Annotated in this window: 17 protein-coding genes and 2 tRNA genes; 3 read left to right on the top strand and 16 right to left on the bottom strand. The window is 46.0% G+C overall.

All coding sequences use genetic code 11. The features are described from left to right. Positions 1-62 precede the first annotated feature (62 nt). Entirely contained in the window at positions 63-803 is a 741-nt protein-coding gene (locus tag BM331_RS03585; protein WP_074927134.1) for a pteridine reductase, read from the top strand. A gap of 26 nt (positions 804-829) precedes the next feature. On the opposite strand, the gene BM331_RS03580 is transcribed toward BM331_RS03585, so the two are convergent. The 5 genes from BM331_RS03580 to BM331_RS03560 all read right to left on the bottom strand — a co-directional run bounded on the left by BM331_RS03580 (position 830) and on the right by BM331_RS03560 (position 5,595). Next, a complete protein-coding gene (locus tag BM331_RS03580; protein WP_074927132.1) occupies positions 830-1,450 on the bottom strand; it encodes a YqhA family protein in 621 nt (206 codons plus the stop codon). A gap of 163 nt (positions 1,451-1,613) precedes the next feature. After that, on the bottom strand, positions 1,614-2,420 hold the full coding sequence (gene folE2, locus BM331_RS03575; RefSeq protein WP_074927130.1) for a GTP cyclohydrolase FolE2: 807 nt from the start codon (positions 2,418-2,420) through the stop codon (positions 1,614-1,616). Positions 2,421-2,535: 115 nt separating this feature from the next. After that, positions 2,536-4,383, bottom strand: a complete 1,848-nt coding sequence (dxs, locus tag BM331_RS03570) for a 1-deoxy-D-xylulose-5-phosphate synthase (protein WP_074927128.1) — start codon at positions 4,381-4,383, stop codon at positions 2,536-2,538. A 62-nt stretch (positions 4,384-4,445) separates the two neighbouring features. Beyond that, positions 4,446-5,339, bottom strand: coding sequence for a polyprenyl synthetase family protein (locus BM331_RS03565; RefSeq protein ID WP_074927126.1), 894 nt, complete (start codon positions 5,337-5,339; stop codon positions 4,446-4,448). Next, positions 5,329-5,595: an exodeoxyribonuclease VII small subunit gene (locus BM331_RS03560; RefSeq protein ID WP_074927124.1), complete on the bottom strand. Its 267-nt coding sequence runs from the start codon at positions 5,593-5,595 to the stop codon at positions 5,329-5,331. The genes BM331_RS03565 and BM331_RS03560 overlap by 11 nt, the downstream gene beginning before the upstream one ends. Positions 5,596-5,806: 211 nt before the next feature. Between BM331_RS03560 and BM331_RS03555 the strand changes: the two genes are divergently transcribed. Beyond that, positions 5,807-5,882 (top strand) — tRNA-Asn (locus tag BM331_RS03555). A gap of 309 nt (positions 5,883-6,191) precedes the next feature. Here the strand turns inward: BM331_RS03555 and BM331_RS03550 are convergent. The 11 genes from BM331_RS03550 to BM331_RS03505 all read right to left on the bottom strand — a co-directional run bounded on the left by BM331_RS03550 (position 6,192) and on the right by BM331_RS03505 (position 15,759). Next, positions 6,192-6,620, bottom strand: a complete 429-nt coding sequence (locus tag BM331_RS03550) for a transposase (RefSeq protein WP_256214803.1) — start codon at positions 6,618-6,620, stop codon at positions 6,192-6,194. Next, positions 6,548-6,856, bottom strand: coding sequence for a winged helix-turn-helix domain-containing protein (locus tag BM331_RS12350; protein ID WP_371265328.1), 309 nt, complete (start codon positions 6,854-6,856; stop codon positions 6,548-6,550). Before BM331_RS12350 ends, BM331_RS03550 begins: the two co-directional genes overlap by 73 nt. Continuing rightward, complete coding sequence (locus BM331_RS11815; protein ID WP_177217828.1) at positions 6,816-7,232, bottom strand: helix-turn-helix domain-containing protein; 417 nt, start codon at positions 7,230-7,232, stop codon at positions 6,816-6,818. The genes BM331_RS12350 and BM331_RS11815 overlap by 41 nt, the downstream gene beginning before the upstream one ends. A 398-nt stretch (positions 7,233-7,630) precedes the next feature. Then, positions 7,631-7,707 (bottom strand) — tRNA-Met (locus BM331_RS03540). Between the two features lie 198 nt (positions 7,708-7,905). Further along, positions 7,906-8,445, bottom strand: coding sequence for an NUDIX hydrolase (locus BM331_RS03535; protein WP_074927123.1), 540 nt, complete (start codon positions 8,443-8,445; stop codon positions 7,906-7,908). A gap of 16 nt (positions 8,446-8,461) precedes the next feature. Then, on the bottom strand, positions 8,462-9,325 hold the full coding sequence (locus tag BM331_RS03530; protein WP_074927121.1) for a DUF2914 domain-containing protein: 864 nt from the start codon (positions 9,323-9,325) through the stop codon (positions 8,462-8,464). A gap of 87 nt (positions 9,326-9,412) precedes the next feature. Further along, complete coding sequence (locus BM331_RS03525; RefSeq protein WP_074927119.1) at positions 9,413-9,709, bottom strand: chaperone modulator CbpM; 297 nt, start codon at positions 9,707-9,709, stop codon at positions 9,413-9,415. A 13-nt stretch (positions 9,710-9,722) separates the two neighbouring features. After that, entirely contained in the window at positions 9,723-10,667 is a 945-nt protein-coding gene (locus BM331_RS03520) for a DnaJ C-terminal domain-containing protein (RefSeq protein WP_074927117.1), read from the bottom strand. Positions 10,668-10,717: 50 nt separating this feature from the next. Beyond that, positions 10,718-12,322, bottom strand: coding sequence for a diguanylate cyclase (locus BM331_RS03515; RefSeq protein ID WP_256214802.1), 1,605 nt, complete (start codon positions 12,320-12,322; stop codon positions 10,718-10,720). A gap of 173 nt (positions 12,323-12,495) precedes the next feature. After that, positions 12,496-13,473, bottom strand: coding sequence for an ABC transporter permease (locus BM331_RS03510; protein WP_074927114.1), 978 nt, complete (start codon positions 13,471-13,473; stop codon positions 12,496-12,498). 9 nt (positions 13,474-13,482) lie between these two features. Then, the gene (locus tag BM331_RS03505; RefSeq protein ID WP_371265327.1) at positions 13,483-15,759 is read right to left on the bottom strand and encodes an ABC transporter substrate-binding protein; all 2,277 of its coding nucleotides are present in this window, start codon (positions 15,757-15,759) and stop codon (positions 13,483-13,485) included. A gap of 133 nt (positions 15,760-15,892) precedes the next feature. Between BM331_RS03505 and BM331_RS03500 the strand changes: the two genes are divergently transcribed. Next, a complete protein-coding gene (locus tag BM331_RS03500; RefSeq protein ID WP_074927112.1) occupies positions 15,893-16,324 on the top strand; it encodes a group III truncated hemoglobin in 432 nt (143 codons plus the stop codon). Positions 16,325-16,332: the final 8 nt, after the last annotated feature.

Raw genomic sequence — 16,332 nt, 5'->3', positions numbered from 1 at the left:
GCAGCAAAAAAGTTTATGGTAGATTGTAGTGCTGAAGTGTAGCGTAAACAGAAGGAGTGTTCGTGAAAGATAAAATAATTTTGGTGACGGGAGGGGCGCGGCGAGTGGGTGCTGCCATCTGTAAGCGATTGCATCGCGAGGGTGCCAAGCTTGTGGTTCATTATCGCAATTCATCTGCTGACGCACAACTGTTGAAACAGGAGCTTGAGCAGGAACGCCCGGATTCGGTTGCATTACTGCAGGGTGATTTGCTGGATATCGACGGAATTCCGACATTGATTGATCGGGCTATTTCACAATTTGGCAGACTGGACACTCTGGTTAACAATGCCTCCAGCTTCTTTCCAACCCCTGTTGGGGAATGTACTGAACAGGCTTGGGATGATTTGATTGGCAGTAATCTGAAGGCCCCACTTTTTTTATCCCAGGCAGCGGCCCCCCACTTAAAAAAAAACCAGGGAAGTATTGTCAATATTATTGATATTCACGCCGATCAACCCCTCAAACGTTATGTTATTTACAATACTGCCAAAGGCGGGCTGGCAGCATTAACACGTTCACTGGCCATGGAGCTTGCGCCGCAAATCCGTGTCAACGGTATTTCACCCGGGCCAATTCTATGGCCGGAAGCAGGTGAGTGGCAGGATGAAGTAACACGCGCACATATTATTGATAGGACGCTACTCAAACGTATGGGGGAGCCGGATGATATCGCACGAGCTGTCAGCTTTCTGATTGAAGATGCTCCCTTTATTACCGGGCAGATTATTGCTGTCGATGGCGGACGCAGTATTAACCTTTGACATCGTGCTGGCTGTATATTAGCTTCTCATTCGTGCTCGCCGGGATACTGTATAGTTTGTGAAATGATCCGGTCGCAATACGCTATTGCGAGCGCTGAGAGCAGAAATGCAAGGTGAATAGCAGTCTGCGCAATCAATGTTTTTTCATCATGAGCAGTAGCGTTGATAAATGTCTTTAGCAGGTGAATCGATGAAATACCGATAATAGCAGTTGCCAGTTTGACCTTTAATACCGAAGCGTTGACATGTGACAGCCATTCCGGCTGATCGGGATGACCCTCAAGATTCATGCGTGAAACGAAGGTTTCATATCCACCGATAATTACCATGATGAGTAAGTTCGAAATCATTACCACATCAATCAAACCGAGTACTACCAGCATAATGGCTGTTTCGGTCAGATCCTTCTCGGTCCTTTCTGTTCCTTTGACTGCCACCATATCAAGGACATGCTGTAAAGCATTCTGGTTAGAAAATACGGCGCCAATCAGATCTGATAGCTCGATCCAGAAGTGATATACATAGACACACTGCGCCAGCACCAGTCCCAAATATAAAGGTAGCTGTAACCAGCGAGACAGAAACAGGAAGTAAGCGATAGAGGATATTCGTTTTGAAGGAGGAGGGGTATCATGATCCTGTTGCATGGTGATCTGTTTCCTGAAAAGCGCAAAAGATTACCATGACAACAGGCAAATGCGAAGATTGTTACTTTAAAATTATCACAGTAAGAAGGCTGCCAAAGTTAAGTATATTCATTACCGTAGTTTTGGAATTGCTGTTGTATACCAGAGACACAGTAGCCCTGACTTATTGCTTTCGCTTGTCGCGCTCTATCAGCGCATATGCAGAGTGATTATGTATGGATTCAAAATTTTCTGATTCAACAACATAGGCATCTATCCGGTCATCATGATTAAGTATTTCGGCGACATCACGGACGATATCTTCGACAAATTTTGGATTATTGTAGGCCTTTTCTGTGACATATTTTTCATCCGGCCGCTTCAGCAGACCGAACAGTTCGCATGAGGCCTGTTCTTCCGCAATTCTGATCACGTCCTCAATCCAGATGAAGCTGTTGGTGTGCACGGAAATAGTGACATGTGAACGCTGGTTATGTGCACCATAATCGGATATTTTCTTGGAGCAGGGGCACAGGCTGGTAACAGGAACGATTACTTTCATGGTAAATCCATATTGATTGCCATGTTTAATCTCACCAATAAAGGTTACCTCATAATCCAGCAAGCTTTTTACACCTGAGATAGGGGCTGATTTACTGACGAAGTAGGGAAAAGTCATTTCAATATGGCCGGAATCAGATTCCAGTCTGCTGACCATGGAGCGCAAAATTTCTTCAAATGATTCAACCGAAATTTCACGTTCGTGGCTATTTAGTATCTCCACAAAACGGGACATATGTGTCCCTTTGAAGTTATGTGGCAGATTGACGTACATATTAAATTGCGCCACAGTGTGCTGGGAACCGCCATCCTTATCAGCGACGAGAACTGGATGACGAATTGCTTTGATTCCGACTCTGTCAATTGCGATATGTCGGGTATCTAGTGAGCCCTGCACGTCAGCGATAGGCTGATCAGTATGTTTTTTCATAAAAAATTCCTTCCTGTCCAGATTATCTGGCTGTGAAGCTGTATAAAAGTATTGGAGCAACCGGTAAGGAGTAGAGCTCGCCAGCTTTGCTGCTAATTTGTTACGTATGCGAGCACTATAGAGAGAGTCTTTCTTTTACTGATTTAATGATCCCGGTTTTATCCAATCCGCAATCAGATAACATTTGAGCAGGATCACCCTGATCAAGGAAACTATCTGACAAACCTAGTTGCAGTAATCTGACATTCATACCCTGACTAGCAAGGCATTCCAGCACAGCACTGCCTGCCCCTCCCATAATCGTATTTTCTTCAACAGTCACAAGTAATTCGTGTTCGGCCGCAAGTGTTATAACCAATTCCTGATCTAGTGGTTTTACAAAACGCATATTGACGACCGTAGCATCCAATTCATCCCCTGCTTCAAGACAGGGGGCCAGCATGCTGCCGAATGCAAGTAATGCAATGCGTTTATTACCCTGACGGCGAATTTCACCTTTGCCCAGTGGAACGATCCGCATCTCCTGTTTTATTTGCACACCAGGGCCAGTGCCACGCGGATACCGGACGGCAGTGGGGGTGTCGAGCTGGAAGGCGGTATAGAGCATCTGACGACATTCATTCTCATCAGCAGGTGTCATCACTGTGATATTGGGGATACAACGTAAATAACTCAAATCAAAACTTCCTGCATGAGTCGGGCCATCTGCACCGACAAGTCCGGCCCGGTCAATCGCGAAAACAACTGGTAAATTCTGAATGGCAACATCATGAATCAGCTGATCGTAGGCACGTTGCAGGAACGTTGAGTAAATTGCCACAACTGGTTTCAATCCTTCGCAGGCCGCACCGGCAGCAAATGTTACGGCATGTTGTTCAGCAATGCCCACATCAAAATAGCGATCCGGGTATTCTTTTGAAAAACGGATAAGCCCAGAGCCTTCTCTCATGGCGGGTGTTATGCTAATCAGTCGTGGATCTTTAGCTGCCATATCACATAACCAGTCACCAAATATTTGGGTATAAGCTGGCCTGCTAGATGGTTTCGGTACAATTCCCTGCCTTGGCTCGAATTTTCCAACCCCGTGATACAAAACAGGATCTTCTTCTGCCGGTTTGTAGCCTTTGCCCTTGCGTGTCACAATGTGCAGGAATTGCGGCCCATCAAGCTGCTTGATGTTATTTAGCGTAGTGAGCAGGATATCCAGATCGTGGCCATCAATTGGGCCAATATAGTTGAAACCAAATTCCTCGAACAGTGTGCTTGGAGTTACCATGCCTTTAACATGCTCCTCGGCACGCTTCGCCAGCTCCAGTACTGGAGGAACTACACCCAGCATTTTTTCTCCTGCGCGTCTTGCAGTGGCATAAAAACGACCTGACATCAGTTTGGCCAGATAGTGGTTGAGTGCTCCCACGGGAGGGGAGATAGACATGTCATTGTCATTCAGGATAACCAGCAAGTCTGCATCCATTACACCGGCATTGTTTAGCGCTTCAAAAGCCATTCCCGCACTCATCGCACCATCACCGATAACCGCAATTGCGTGCTGTTTTATTTTATTGATTCGCGCTGCGACAGCCATACCCAGCGCGGCGCTAATAGAGGTACTGGAATGTGCTGTGCCGAAAGCGTCATATTCACTCTCATCTCTTCTGGGAAATCCTGCAATGCCTCCCTGCATGCGCAAATGAGCCATTCCCGTTCGTCGACCTGTTAGTATTTTATGTGCATAGGTTTGATGCCCGACATCCCATACCAGTCGATCAAAGGGTGTATCAAATATATAGTGCAGCGCGATGGTCAGTTCGACTGTCCCGAGATTGGAAGACAGATGTCCACCGGTTTTCGCTACGGATTCGACCAGAAAGTTTCGCAGTTCATCTGCTAACTGTGGCAATTGGCTGCGTTTCAGGGTACGTAACTGTGCGGGTATCTCAATGCGATCGAGTAATGGATACATGCGAATTGTAGCTAAGAGTGGGTAACGTAAAGATTGGTAAAGATTGGATTAGTAGCGTAAAACTAAAACTCACGCTGTACAATGAAATCAGTGATTTGCTGCAAACGCAGGGCTTTGGAACCAAATTTATCCAGCACTCCGCTGGCTTCGCGCTGAAGCTCGTGTGCAAGTTCTCGGGCTTGTTTGATACCCAGTATACTAACATAGGTAGGTTTGTTGTTTTCTGCATCCTTTCCTGCGGTTTTGCCGAGTGCGGTAGTGGAGGCTTCTGCATCGAGAATATCATCTACTACCTGAAATGCCAGGCCGATACTTTTGGCAAAGTGGTCCAACTGCTTAAATTGGTCTTCATTCAATCTGCTGCCGCAGCGGGCTCCAAGTATTACCGCAGCCCGGATCAGTGCACCAGTTTTATGAATGTGCATGAATTCGAGTTCCGGAAGGCTGAGTGTTTTGCCAACACTGTCTAAGTCAATTGCCTGCCCTCCGGCCATACCTCGAGATCCGGCAGCGAATGCGAGATGCCGAATCATTTCCAGCTGTGTACGAGGATCTTCGATCAGAGCAGGTTCAGCCAATAATTGAAAAGCCAGACTTTGCAGGCTATCTCCTACCAGCAAGGCGGTAGGTTCGTCATATCTGATGTGGCAGGTTGGTTTGCCGCGCCGGAGTACATCATTATCCATACAAGGAAGATCGTCATGTACTAGGGAGTAGGCATGAATTAACTCTACTGCTGCACTGGCAGCAACAACTTGTGTTTTATCAGCTCCACTGAGTTCTCCAGCGGCAAAGGATAGCAGTGGCCGTACTCGCTTACCCCCATTCAGTACCGCGTAACGCATTGCTTCATGCAGGCGTGCAGGAGCACAATTCGTGGCAGGAAGATCCTTCTCCAGGAAAGATTCAATTACAGCAAGGCATTCAGCTGCCCACAGCTGGAAATCAGGGTGCATCGTGTTCGGTAGTAGAAAAATTTTTCAAAATGTTTGCTTCAAGTATTTTTATCTGTTGCTGTGAGTCTTTCAGCATATTTTGGCAGTATTGTAACAATTCCGCTCCGCGTTTGTACGCAGAAAGAGCATCTTCCAAAGACATTTGCCCGGTTTCCATATTTGCCACAATCTGTTCCAGTTCAGTAGTGGCTGTTTCGAAATTTTCCGGGGGAGCAAGTAATGCCGATTCCTCTTTGCTTAGTGATTTTTTTTTCATTCGGATAGAAGGTTTTTCTGGGGTACATGCAGACATTGACTCTCGACATATAAAAAGGTCAATTCAATGAAATAACCGAATTTAGCACCGTTTTTTAACAAATCAGTTTAGTCCGGCAAATGGTATTATTGATCCCATAACTGACTACAAGAAAAGTTGACCAGAACGACATAAAAGTCTAACATACCGCGCTTGTAGTGATTGCCCATATTCCCCGATAGCTCAGTCGGTAGAGCGACGGACTGTTAATCCGCAGGTCCCTGGTTCGAGCCCAGGTCGGGGAGCCATATAAATCAAATGATTGTATGTATTTTACTTGTTGTGGCATTTCCACAATTCTCTATTTTGTCGGGGAGATTTCATCACCTTTCCTGTCTCCAATATATGTCTTTGTCATGGTAACACTCGCATGACCAAGCTGCTCTTCTCCGTCTGCCTAATATCACTTGATGATTCTGTCTCGTAGTGCCAACCGGCAAGTGGGCTAATTCAAAATTTTTTCATTCATTCAGGTGCTAGTTCAGATTATTGTTGATTGCCATTATTTATACCAGAGTTCCATAGGCCTGCTTCAGTAAGTGTGAGTTATTCAATTTCTAATTCAATAAAGCAGTAATAATCCAATTCCATGTCACAATGGACTTAACCGCTGATGTGTTGTTTTCGAATGCTCGTAGGGCAACTTCCAGTTGATTTTCAAGCGCATCAAGACTATCGAAGACTTTGTTGTGAAAGTGCTTCTCGCGCAATTCATCCCATACATGCCCGACTGGGTTGAGTTCAGGCGCATAGGGTGGCAAGGGCAGCAGTTTCATGTTCAGTAGCGGCTTGAGCGATCCACTGGTGTGCCAGCCTGCGCCGTCAAGCACCATAACGATCTTCTCATTAGGGTGGCATGCTCCCACCTCGTTCAGAAACAGTTGCATACACGCGCTGTTGACATGCGGCAAGATCAAAGAATCGAGCTCACCGCTTTGGCCTCCACTGCCGCATAGGCGTACTCGTGGGTCAGCATGGCTTGGCATAGCGGGCGGATGGGCTTGGGAGCCCGGCATCGGCGCACGTCGTTGATGCGCTCAAAACGTGCTCCGTCCTGGAACATCAATCGGACAGGCTCGTCTTGGGCCCAGTTCTGGCGGATTTCGGCGAGTTTTTTTCCAGTCTTCCTGCGTACAGGATCGCTTTGCGGGTGTCTTTTGTCAGGAGCGAGTTTGCGCCAGTTATGCCGATGCAGCAACTTGTACACTGACGACAACGCCATCTTCCATCCCAGCGCCGCTTCGAGTTGGAGTTTTGATCTGGCCGACCACCAAAATACCGCCGACACCAGCAGATTCCAGGAACGGTTTGAGCAGTTCGGCCTCGCGCTCAGGAGTAAAGTTCTCTCTGTGCCGCCCTCCGTGCACAGATTTGCCTTGATCGCCGACTGCCTCGCCTGTAATGAATTTGTTACGCATACGACACACCCAACCTTTGGATAATCCGGTGGCCTGTGCCGTTTGTTCCAGGCTCATGCCATATTGGGGCGGCAAAACAACCGCCTGTGCTTGCCGTAGTTGCTCAATCGTTGTGGCCGAGGCCAGGGCACGGAGTGCGTCATCAAGTACCTCTTGGCCTCGCAGGGGGGAGCGTGACATACATTACCTCATCCGTGTCTTAATGATAAAAAAATTACTACATTATTGATCGGTAAATGGAATTAGTCAGGCTCGCGACAAATGTCTCGTCATTTTCTTTTCTCAGGCAAGTCAAGGGTGTAGGAAATACAGCAGACTAATAATCAGAAGCGGTGAAATTACAGGTGCTTGTCTGTTTGTAGCCTGGGTTTTTTCTTTGCTACGACAATAAGTAACTGGCTCAGAAGAAATTACTAGTCTGTGGTAAATCTGAGTTCGATAACAAGAGTAGTACTTCAGCCGTCTGTTAAAAACAGCAATTGTAAACTATTGATGGGTCGTCCTGTAAGGATGCGCAAATATTACTGACGATTTCTATAAATCGTATCAAATGACCAAGGGGTTTGATAGTGGGAAAGTGGTTGCGGGGGCAGGATTTGAACCTACGACCTTCGGGTTATGAGCCCGACGAGCTGCCAGACTGCTCCACCCCGCGACTGAACTTGTAACTTTAAAGCAAGAATTAATTTTAGTCAAATGATAATTTCTTAGTATTAAATACCAGCCATGGTTTACTGATTTTAATCCGGATAATCTAATGAGTTATTCCATTTAGCTTCCTGTCAAAGAAAATTGATTGAAATTGATCTCTAGTTTTTTAAAATTTTCCAACTTCCTATTTGATTAAGCAGTGTTAATCCTGGCGTTTGTCGATTATTCCTATGTGAGGCTCAGGTTGTCCGTGATGTCGTTCTTTCAGATAACGTTTTAGTGGATCATGAATTACACGAAAAGCGATATCGTCCCAAGGAATTTCCTGTTCTTCGAAAAGCCTGACTTCTAGACTTTCGATTCCCGGGGAAAAATCAAGATCCAGTAATTTTGCCTGGAATAAAAGGTAAACCTGACTGATATGCGGCAAACTATAAATTGCATAGAGTTCGCGAATTTCTACTCGGGCATTGGCTTCTTCGAAAGTCTCCCGCGTTGCACCCTGAGCCAGAGTTTCATTATTTTCCATGAATCCTGCAGGCAATGTCCACTTACCCCGATGAGGTGCAATTGCTCGTTTGCATAACAGGATCTTGTTTTCCCATTCTGGAATACACCCAACAATTACTTTGGGGTTCTGATAATGGATGGCGTGACAGTTTGAGCAGATGTAGCGTGGCAGTGTGTCACCTTCCGGAATACGTAAAACAACTTTGCTGCCACATTCGCTACAAAATTTCATGTCTAGAAAGATGTAATTAACGTGTTACTCTGAATTTGAATTCAGCAAGCCATTTGCCTGATTGATCTGTGGCTGTAACACGCCACGAACCCAATCTGTTCTGATTAAGTATCTTGCTGGAATAAGTGCGCCAGTCATTGTTGCTAACCGGAAGCATAACCTTGGCGACACGTTTGTCACGATAGTACCAATTGATAAATATTTTTCCACCTTTGAATTTATTAAAATGTAAAAAGAGGAAGATTGGTCGGCTTGACTTTCCTGTGAGTGAAATCCTGTTGATGTCATCAACCGGAGCTCTTTGTCGAATATTTGAAGTCAGCTGTGCTTTAACCAAACCAACAGGATAATTGATTTTTTGTGTACCACTTTCTGTGGATTGAAAAGTAATGCTCCCAGGCTTGGATCCTGGTCTGGTTGGTGGCTCCGATGTGGCTGCAGAAATTGAATCGAATATCGGACTGGGTATATCTTCAATATGCTCGAGTTCGGTATGTATACCAGCGAGTTCGTCGGCTTCTGGATTGTTTCCGGATGACTGGTTGGGCGAAAGCTCGGTTATGGCTGAAATAGATTGTGCTGGCGGAATAGGAGGAATATCGGGGTTGGTTGAAAGTGCTGCTGATGAGGATATTTTAGCTGGATTTATCCCGGATTCTTTATCGCCAGATATCCAGTCTGAAGCCAGCCGGAAAAGTACTGCCAATACAAGCAGCAGTACCAGCGATGCACCAATGATTCTGGGCCAGTTATATACATAAATAGGGGGAGGGACTGGCAATACAGATTCTTCCGCTAGTTCCAGCAAGTCTTGCTCAGTTGCAGAGTGATCAATTGGCTGATCTAGCCGGATGCGAATTTTTAACTGGGTATTGGACATAACGATCGGGTATTGTATGAAATCAACCAGCCGTTCAATGGGGGCTTGGTGGTTTTATGAGACTGCTTTTAATACAATTACGAGCGATTACAAATTTGTTTTAGCAAGCAGGGCATCCCTTTCTTCCAGTAACCTCACCACTAGCGCAGCGCCTGCCAGGTTAATATCCAGATCATGCTGCAGACGATTAACAATCAACACACGTCTCAAAGAAACCCCACTGAAAAACCAGTGTTCCGGCTCGGCTCCAACAGGTTCGAGAATGCCTTCATGCACCAGTGCTGTTACCCATTCAGTATCGACCTTGCAAATCTGGCAGAGTTCAAGCAGTGAAATCTCTTCATTTTCTTCAATAATAATGCCATTTAATATGCCGTGCTCCATATGTGTCAGGTAATCAGGTATTGAATCTGGCTCTTGGGTTGAATGCGAGTTTCTGCTCCATATCGCGATAAAATGTTCGAGCTTGCTCGCTATCAGCAGCGGGCAAAACAATCTGCAAAACTACATATAGATCACCCGGTAATTTGCTCGGGATTCCACGTCCTTTCAAGCGCAATTTTTGTCCTGAACGGGAATTGGCTGGAATTTTTAGATCAACCTTGCTGGCAGGGGTCGGGATCGAAATGGTTGTGCCCAGCGCAGCTTCCCAGGGTGCGACAGGTAACTCCATGAAAATATCTTTACCTTCCACGCTAAAGTACGGATGAGACTTGAATACAATTTCGAGATATAGATCACCCGCCTTGCCTCGGCCTGCCCCGGGGCTTCCCTGGCCGGCCAGCCGAATATGCTGCCCCTGCTGTATCCCTTTGGGTATACGAACATTTAATGTGCGTTCCCGGATGTGTGGCCTTCCATCCTGGCCGGGTTCCGTATGTTGCAGAGTCAGGCTACGAACGCCCCCATTGAAGGAATCTTCGAGATCTATCGAAATTTTTGCATGAGAATCTTCTCCCTGCAAATTGAATCCTTGATTACCATGCCGCTGACTACTCTGGTTTTTCCCAAATAGTGCTTCGAAAAAACTGCTGAATTGTGAAGCGGCAGATTGTGTAAATTCACCGCCATGAAATTCAAATCCCTGATCCCATTCAGGCGGGGGTTGAAATTCCTGTCCACTTTTCCAGCGTGTTCCCAGGCGATCATAAGCTGCCCGTTTTTCAGGATCCTTAAGTACCTCGTACGCTTCACCGATTTCCTTGAAACGTGCCTCAGCTTCCGGCTCTTTGCTGACATCGGGATGGTATTTACGCGCCAGTTTGCGATATGCGCGTTTGATATCATCCTGCGTTGCATCACGCGGGATACCCATAATCTGATAGTAATCCTTGTATTCCATTTCTGTTGTACCCGGATGGAGTAAGTTATGTTGAAGCTGGTTAGAGTGTATTATGCATCAGCACAGTGTACTCGGTTGCGCCCAGATTCCTTGGCTTCATACAGTGCTGCATCTGCGCGAGCAATCAGATCATTCGGTGTTATATCGTCGTGACGACTTTGGGTAATACCGATACTCAGAGTAATGTGGACTGGGTGTTCCTTGAATGTAAGGCAGGCAGAACTGACTTCAGCCCGGATTCGTTCTGCTGTTTTGATCGCTGCGCTGGAGCTGGTTTCAGTCAGAATAACCATGAACTCATCCCCCCCATAACGTGCGGCATAGTCTATTGTTCTGATCGATTTCAGCAGGACGGAAGCTACCGTGACCAGAATCCTGTCCCCTACAATGTGGCCAAGTTTATCATTTATAGTTTTGAAATAATCAACGTCTATCATCAGCAGGCAGAAGGGGCGATCATGGCGCTTGAATCTGGCCAGTTGTTCTGACAGGATAGTATTGAGTTTTGTGCGGTTATACAGACCCGTCAGGCCATCTGTGATCGAGAGTTTCTGCAGCAGCTGGTTTTGTTGTTGCATAGCCTGATTGGCGGTCATGATTTCTGTATGCTTGTTGCGTAATGCATCCGTCATTTGATTGAACATGTCGGTAAGCTGCCCGACTTCATCTCTTCGCTTGGCTGGCAGATAAATATCCAAATTACCTTCCACAATCCCTTTTACGGCGTTAATCAGCTGTTTTAGTGGTGTAACGATAGAATGCCCCATATACAAGGCTACGCCGGTTACGATAATGATAAGTATGCCGACAAACTCAAGAAAACGATTACGTAACTTTATCCATGCAGCTTGTATGGCGCTGTGATCCTGCTCTACCAGAATCGTTACGGGAATATTTTCTGATGTATAAGCCAGGCCGATTGCTTTGGGGTAAGACAATCCATCATAGGATATTGACTCGTCGAACATCTGAATTAATTCCCATTGATGTGGACTTAATGCTGCCTGGTGATCAACGCCAGGGGCGCTACCCAGCAATACCTTGCCATTCCGATCCAGTATGGCAATTTCACCGGATGAAAATTTTTTAATTTCAATTAATCTGTTTTTGAAGGTTCCCAAATCCAGAGTAGCAGCGATGGCGCCTATTAACTGGCTGTCATACGACAGCACTGGATAAATAATACTGATGGTTGCCGTAGCAAAGCGATTGTTCCAGGCGGGGGGGGTGGCAATGGTTCCCGAGGTAAGGGAAGCATGCGTCCATTGTTCAGGAGGTTCGCGCACTTCAGGTGTACTAGCGCTGCTTGCCACAATTTTTCGGGTGTTATCGAAAACAGTTAATTCAAGTACTTCGTCCAATTTCATCTCCACCGAGCGCAAATAACTGGTCATGACAGATTGCGTCTGTTTTACGGCATTAGTATTCTCGCTATCTGAAAACCGTTTTAAAGTGGCTAGCCCCTCAATAACGGGATTGGATGTTGATAATGCACGGATGGCAAGCGTATTTTCTCCTGCCCATTGATCTAGTTGGCGGTTGATGTTGTCAGCAAGTATGCGCAGTTCACGGGTAACGCTGTCGCTGATCAGTGCTTCATTCTGCTTGAACGACAATAGCCCGAGACCGATTGTAGGTAGCAAAGTGGCAATCACAGCAAAAATCACAATCTTGCTTTTTATACTGTACAGAACCGGTCTCAAGATGAGTTAAACCATCATAAAATGATAAAAATAGTATTGCTTGATATTTGCAGCCAGCGCTTCATGCCAATTACGGAGGTATTGACAGTTGTTTGGAGAAAGGGATAAAACAATAGCAAAAACAATTATCCCAATCGTACTCTTGGATCTGCAAGGGTATAGGAAATATCTGTCAGTACTAATCCCGCGATATACAACAATGATCCCAAAAACACCATTGCGCGTACTACTGCAAAATCCTGTGATTGAATGGCGTCAATGGTGTAGCTGCCCAATCCGGGAATGCCAAAAAATGATTCAGTAATCAATCCCCCAAGAAATAACAATGGAATGACAACAACTGCCCCGGTTAATATAGGAATCATCGCATTCCTGAGCACATGCCTGAACAATACTATATTTTCTGATAATCCCTTGGCTCGGGCTGTTCGTACATATTCTTTATTGATTTCTTCCATGAAAAGGGTGCGATACCAGCGCGTATTGGCACCAGCACTGCTGATGACACCCACAATAATCGGCAATAAAAGAAAGCGGGTGGTATCCAGCCCACTGCCGTATCCGGATATGGGTACCAAGTGCCATAGCTTGCCGATCAGAAATTGGCCGGCGATGATATAAAACAGGCTGGAGATGGACATGAGCATGACACACAGAACGATGCCCCAGAAATCAATGTAGGTAGCCCGAAAGAAAACCATTATCAATGCGAAGGTAATATAGACCAGTAACCCAAGCAAAAATACAGGTAATGCAATAGCCAGGCTGGGCCACATGCGTGATTGAATTTCGTGAGCGATATCACGCCCGTCATCGGCACGGCCAAAATCGAAAGCAAACATTGAAACGGATTTTTCAAAAAAAATAGTGTCGGTGAACTTTTCGATTCCGTAAGCAGCGTTGTTGTAGAGCAGTGGCTTGTTGTACCCATGCTCTTGTTTCCACTTCCAGATAGCTTCTTCTGTAACGTGTTTCGTCCCCAGATGCATGCGAGCCATATCGTCAGGAGTGTTCACTACAAAGAAAAGTGCAAATGTGATGAGATTGACGCCAACAAGTATCGGAATCGCATAAAACAGCCGGCGAATAATGTAATTTAGCATTGAATCAGGCTATCTGCTTTGCAATATTCTGCGTTGCTCTTTACGGCGATAAGTTGCCCATGCCGGGAATAGAACGATTATCAATAGTACTATTCCTGCGCCAATTGGCCATACTATCGGTGTATTCCATTCATGGCGCTTTTGATCACGCAATTCAGGATCAATCCGATAATACTTGAGTGTGTTATACGCCATTCTGTTAGGCTTCACGTTCTGATACCAGGCATGATACAAAGCGAATATTTTTGGATGATAGCCCCATAACCAGGGAGCGTCTTCCCGTAAAATAGCAACCATCCGATCAATAATCTGTATGCGCTGCGGGCCATGTTCCATATTTTTCATCTGCTCGAACAGCCGATTGTATTCAGCATTATCGTAATTGGCCGCGTTTTCACCACTATTTTCCACTTTTCGCTGCGGCCCATACAATAAAAACAGAAAGTTTTCCGGATCCGGATAATCTGCATTCCAGCCCCATTCAAAAATCTGTGCGTTTCCCTTGCGTATCTTGTCCTGGAAACGATTGTAATCAGTACTGCGCACTACCAGCTGGATATTGAGTTTCTGAAACTGCATCCGCATCCAGTCCAGGATTGATCTGTCATCTGCACTGCGTGCGGTGACATCATAATACAGTACAAGCGGTTTACCGGTTTTACGACTGATTCCTCCGGGATAACCGGCTTCTGCAAGCAATGCTTGTGCCTGTTTGATGGATTTACGTCGGGCTTCCCCGTTATGCCATTCATAGGAAACCGGGTTTATGCCCGCTTCACCTTCATGATAGCCTTCAATGCCCGGTGGAATGGGACCTTGCGCAGCAATACCCCGGCCATTGGCAAAGATAGTCAAAAATTCTTCATAATTGACAGCTATAGAAATGGCCTGACGCAGTTTGCGCGCTGCCGCTTTCTCTTCTGGAGTACGACCACCTACCACTGGATCAAGCATATTGAACCCCATGTAATAGGTGGATGGGGCTACTTCTGTTCCAAGGCGAATACCTTGTGCCTCCATTTCTTCGGTGATAGCTGCTTCACCTTGTCCGGTTATTTGTACCGCTTGATCAAAGCTATCCGAGCCAATACTGGAGGCATCGTAATATCCCTGCAAAAATTTATTCCAGTAGGGGATACTTTCCTTTTCGCGGCTGAATATGATTTTATCTATGAATGGCAATGCTTTACCGGCATCACGCAGCAAGCCATTTTCCATATCTTCCGGCATACCCTCATCCGGATAGTACTCGCCTTTGAAGTTCGGGTTGCGCTCCAGCACCATAATCCGGTTCGGGTTGTTTTCAGTTAGCATGTACGGGCCGGTTCCGACCGGATGCCAGTCAAGCGTAAAATTCTTCTCGGTCATGCCCGGTTGTGAGAAGAAGTGATCGGCTTCCCATGGAACTGGTGCAAAGAATGCCATGGTCAGCCAGTAGATAAACTGCGGATATTTACCCTTGATACGAATATGGTAAGTGTAATCATCTATCCGTTCGACTCCGGCCAAAGGAAATTTGCGTAAATCCAGGAAGCTGTTTGGGGGTTGGGTTTTGTCCTGATCTCTTAAAGTGTCAGCATATTCGCGCAGCCCCACAATGTAATCTGCCATTAGGCCAAAGATAGGGGAGTGCAGCCGAGGATGGGCCAGCCGCTTGATTTGGTAGATAAAATCGTCAGCAATCAGTTCTCGTGTCCCTGCGTGCTCAAAATCACTGATTTTTTGGACTGCCTGTATATCTTGCCGAGTTAATGTATGGTAAAGCAGGTGTTTATGCTTATCCTGCGCGAATGCCGGGTGAGGTTGATAAAGAATACCGGGTCTGATGGTAATTTTGTAAACAGAGTAGGCAACACGAGTGTCAGCCGAATTGGAAGGCAGTTGCACGCCATTGTCATCCTGATAGCTTACAACGGGTATTTTGCTGGCCGTTTGAGGAACCAGAACCAGCGGGCGTTTCAAAAAATGGTATTGCAAAGGTGGTTGATAAATCTGGGCGGTGAACAGGATTTCATTTGAACTGTACGATTGTACAGGATCCAGGTGTTTTGGACGCTCAGCAAAAGCATTGTAAAGAATGTTTTTACCAGAATCCGAAACCGGGTATGGGTTGTTCCAGGTATCTGAGCAGCCGGATGATATTAGGCACGGTATTAACAAGCTGATGTGGCATATTTTATTAAATTTCACTTTCAGGCAGAAGCCGACCAGTGCAGAAAAGCAATTCGCGTCAATTACCCGCATCCAGTTTCTTTTCATGAACGATTGAGGGAGGTTAAATAACATCCGGGCTTTATATACAAAGGCTCGAAGCTATATTGCAAATATGAGAAAATAGGCGTTTCAGGCTGCCGGATCGTTATCCAAACTATCCGATCTGTGCGAACTTTAATCCAATGAATATATTAAACACAACATCATGATACCTCGTCCTATTCCGGAACCTAGCCCCGATCTGTATACCGAAGAAGAAGTTTCAAAACTGGTGCACGAATTTTATGCCAAGGCGAGAAAAGATGCTGCATTGGGCCCCATCTTTGAGGAGCATGTGATTGATTGGGATGCACATTTTGTGCAGATGATCAATTTCTGGTCAGCACAGTTGCGTGGCACCAGCCGTTTTCGTGGTGCGCCCATGCCCAAGCATGTTGCTTTACCTGAGCTCAGCGCAGCATTATTTAGACGCTGGTTGCAGCTTTTCCGGGAAACGACCCATGAACTGGGAAATCCGGATCTGAAGCAGCACGCGGATACTGTCGCTGAATTTATCGCCGGACGTCTCTGGATGGGCTATCAGATGAGTCATTTCCCGCATCGTGAGCCGGTTGGTCTTAATACTGTAGAGGTATAAAAATAATA

This window comes from Nitrosomonas eutropha (genome assembly GCF_900116685.1).
GTDB classification, from domain to species: domain Bacteria; phylum Pseudomonadota; class Gammaproteobacteria; order Burkholderiales; family Nitrosomonadaceae; genus Nitrosomonas; species Nitrosomonas eutropha_A.
The sequence above is the reverse complement of the archived record's forward strand: the minus strand, read 5'-3'. Positions and strand labels throughout refer to the sequence as shown.

Bases quoted from the DNA above. Each gene is read 5' to 3' on its own strand.
- BM331_RS03580 (WP_074927132.1), bottom strand. From the start codon at position 1,450: ATGCAACAGGATCATGATACCCCTCCTCCTTCAAAACGAATATCCTCT.
- folE2 (WP_074927130.1), bottom strand. From the start codon at position 2,420: ATGAAAAAACATACTGATCAGCCTATCGCTGACGTGCAGGGCTCACTA.
- dxs (WP_074927128.1), bottom strand. From the start codon at position 4,383: ATGTATCCATTACTCGATCGCATTGAGATACCCGCACAGTTACGTACC.
- BM331_RS03565 (WP_074927126.1), bottom strand. From the start codon at position 5,339: ATGCACCCTGATTTCCAGCTGTGGGCAGCTGAATGCCTTGCTGTAATT.
- BM331_RS03560 (WP_074927124.1), bottom strand. From the start codon at position 5,595: ATGAAAAAAAAATCACTAAGCAAAGAGGAATCGGCATTACTTGCTCCC.
- BM331_RS03550 (WP_256214803.1), bottom strand. From the start codon at position 6,620: ATGCCAAGCCATGCTGACCCACGAGTACGCCTATGCGGCAGTGGAGGC.
- BM331_RS12350 (WP_371265328.1), bottom strand. From the start codon at position 6,856: ATGGCGTTGTCGTCAGTGTACAAGTTGCTGCATCGGCATAACTGGCGC.
- BM331_RS11815 (WP_177217828.1), bottom strand. From the start codon at position 7,232: ATGTCACGCTCCCCCCTGCGAGGCCAAGAGGTACTTGATGACGCACTC.
- BM331_RS03535 (WP_074927123.1), bottom strand. From the start codon at position 8,445: ATGAAATTTTGTAGCGAATGTGGCAGCAAAGTTGTTTTACGTATTCCG.
- BM331_RS03530 (WP_074927121.1), bottom strand. From the start codon at position 9,325: ATGTCCAATACCCAGTTAAAAATTCGCATCCGGCTAGATCAGCCAATT.
- BM331_RS03525 (WP_074927119.1), bottom strand. From the start codon at position 9,709: ATGGAGCACGGCATATTAAATGGCATTATTATTGAAGAAAATGAAGAG.
- BM331_RS03520 (WP_074927117.1), bottom strand. From the start codon at position 10,667: ATGGAATACAAGGATTACTATCAGATTATGGGTATCCCGCGTGATGCA.
- BM331_RS03510 (WP_074927114.1), bottom strand. From the start codon at position 13,473: ATGCTAAATTACATTATTCGCCGGCTGTTTTATGCGATTCCGATACTT.
- BM331_RS03505 (WP_371265327.1), bottom strand. From the start codon at position 15,759: ATGTTATTTAACCTCCCTCAATCGTTCATGAAAAGAAACTGGATGCGG.
- BM331_RS03500 (WP_074927112.1), top strand. From the start codon at position 15,893: ATGATACCTCGTCCTATTCCGGAACCTAGCCCCGATCTGTATACCGAA.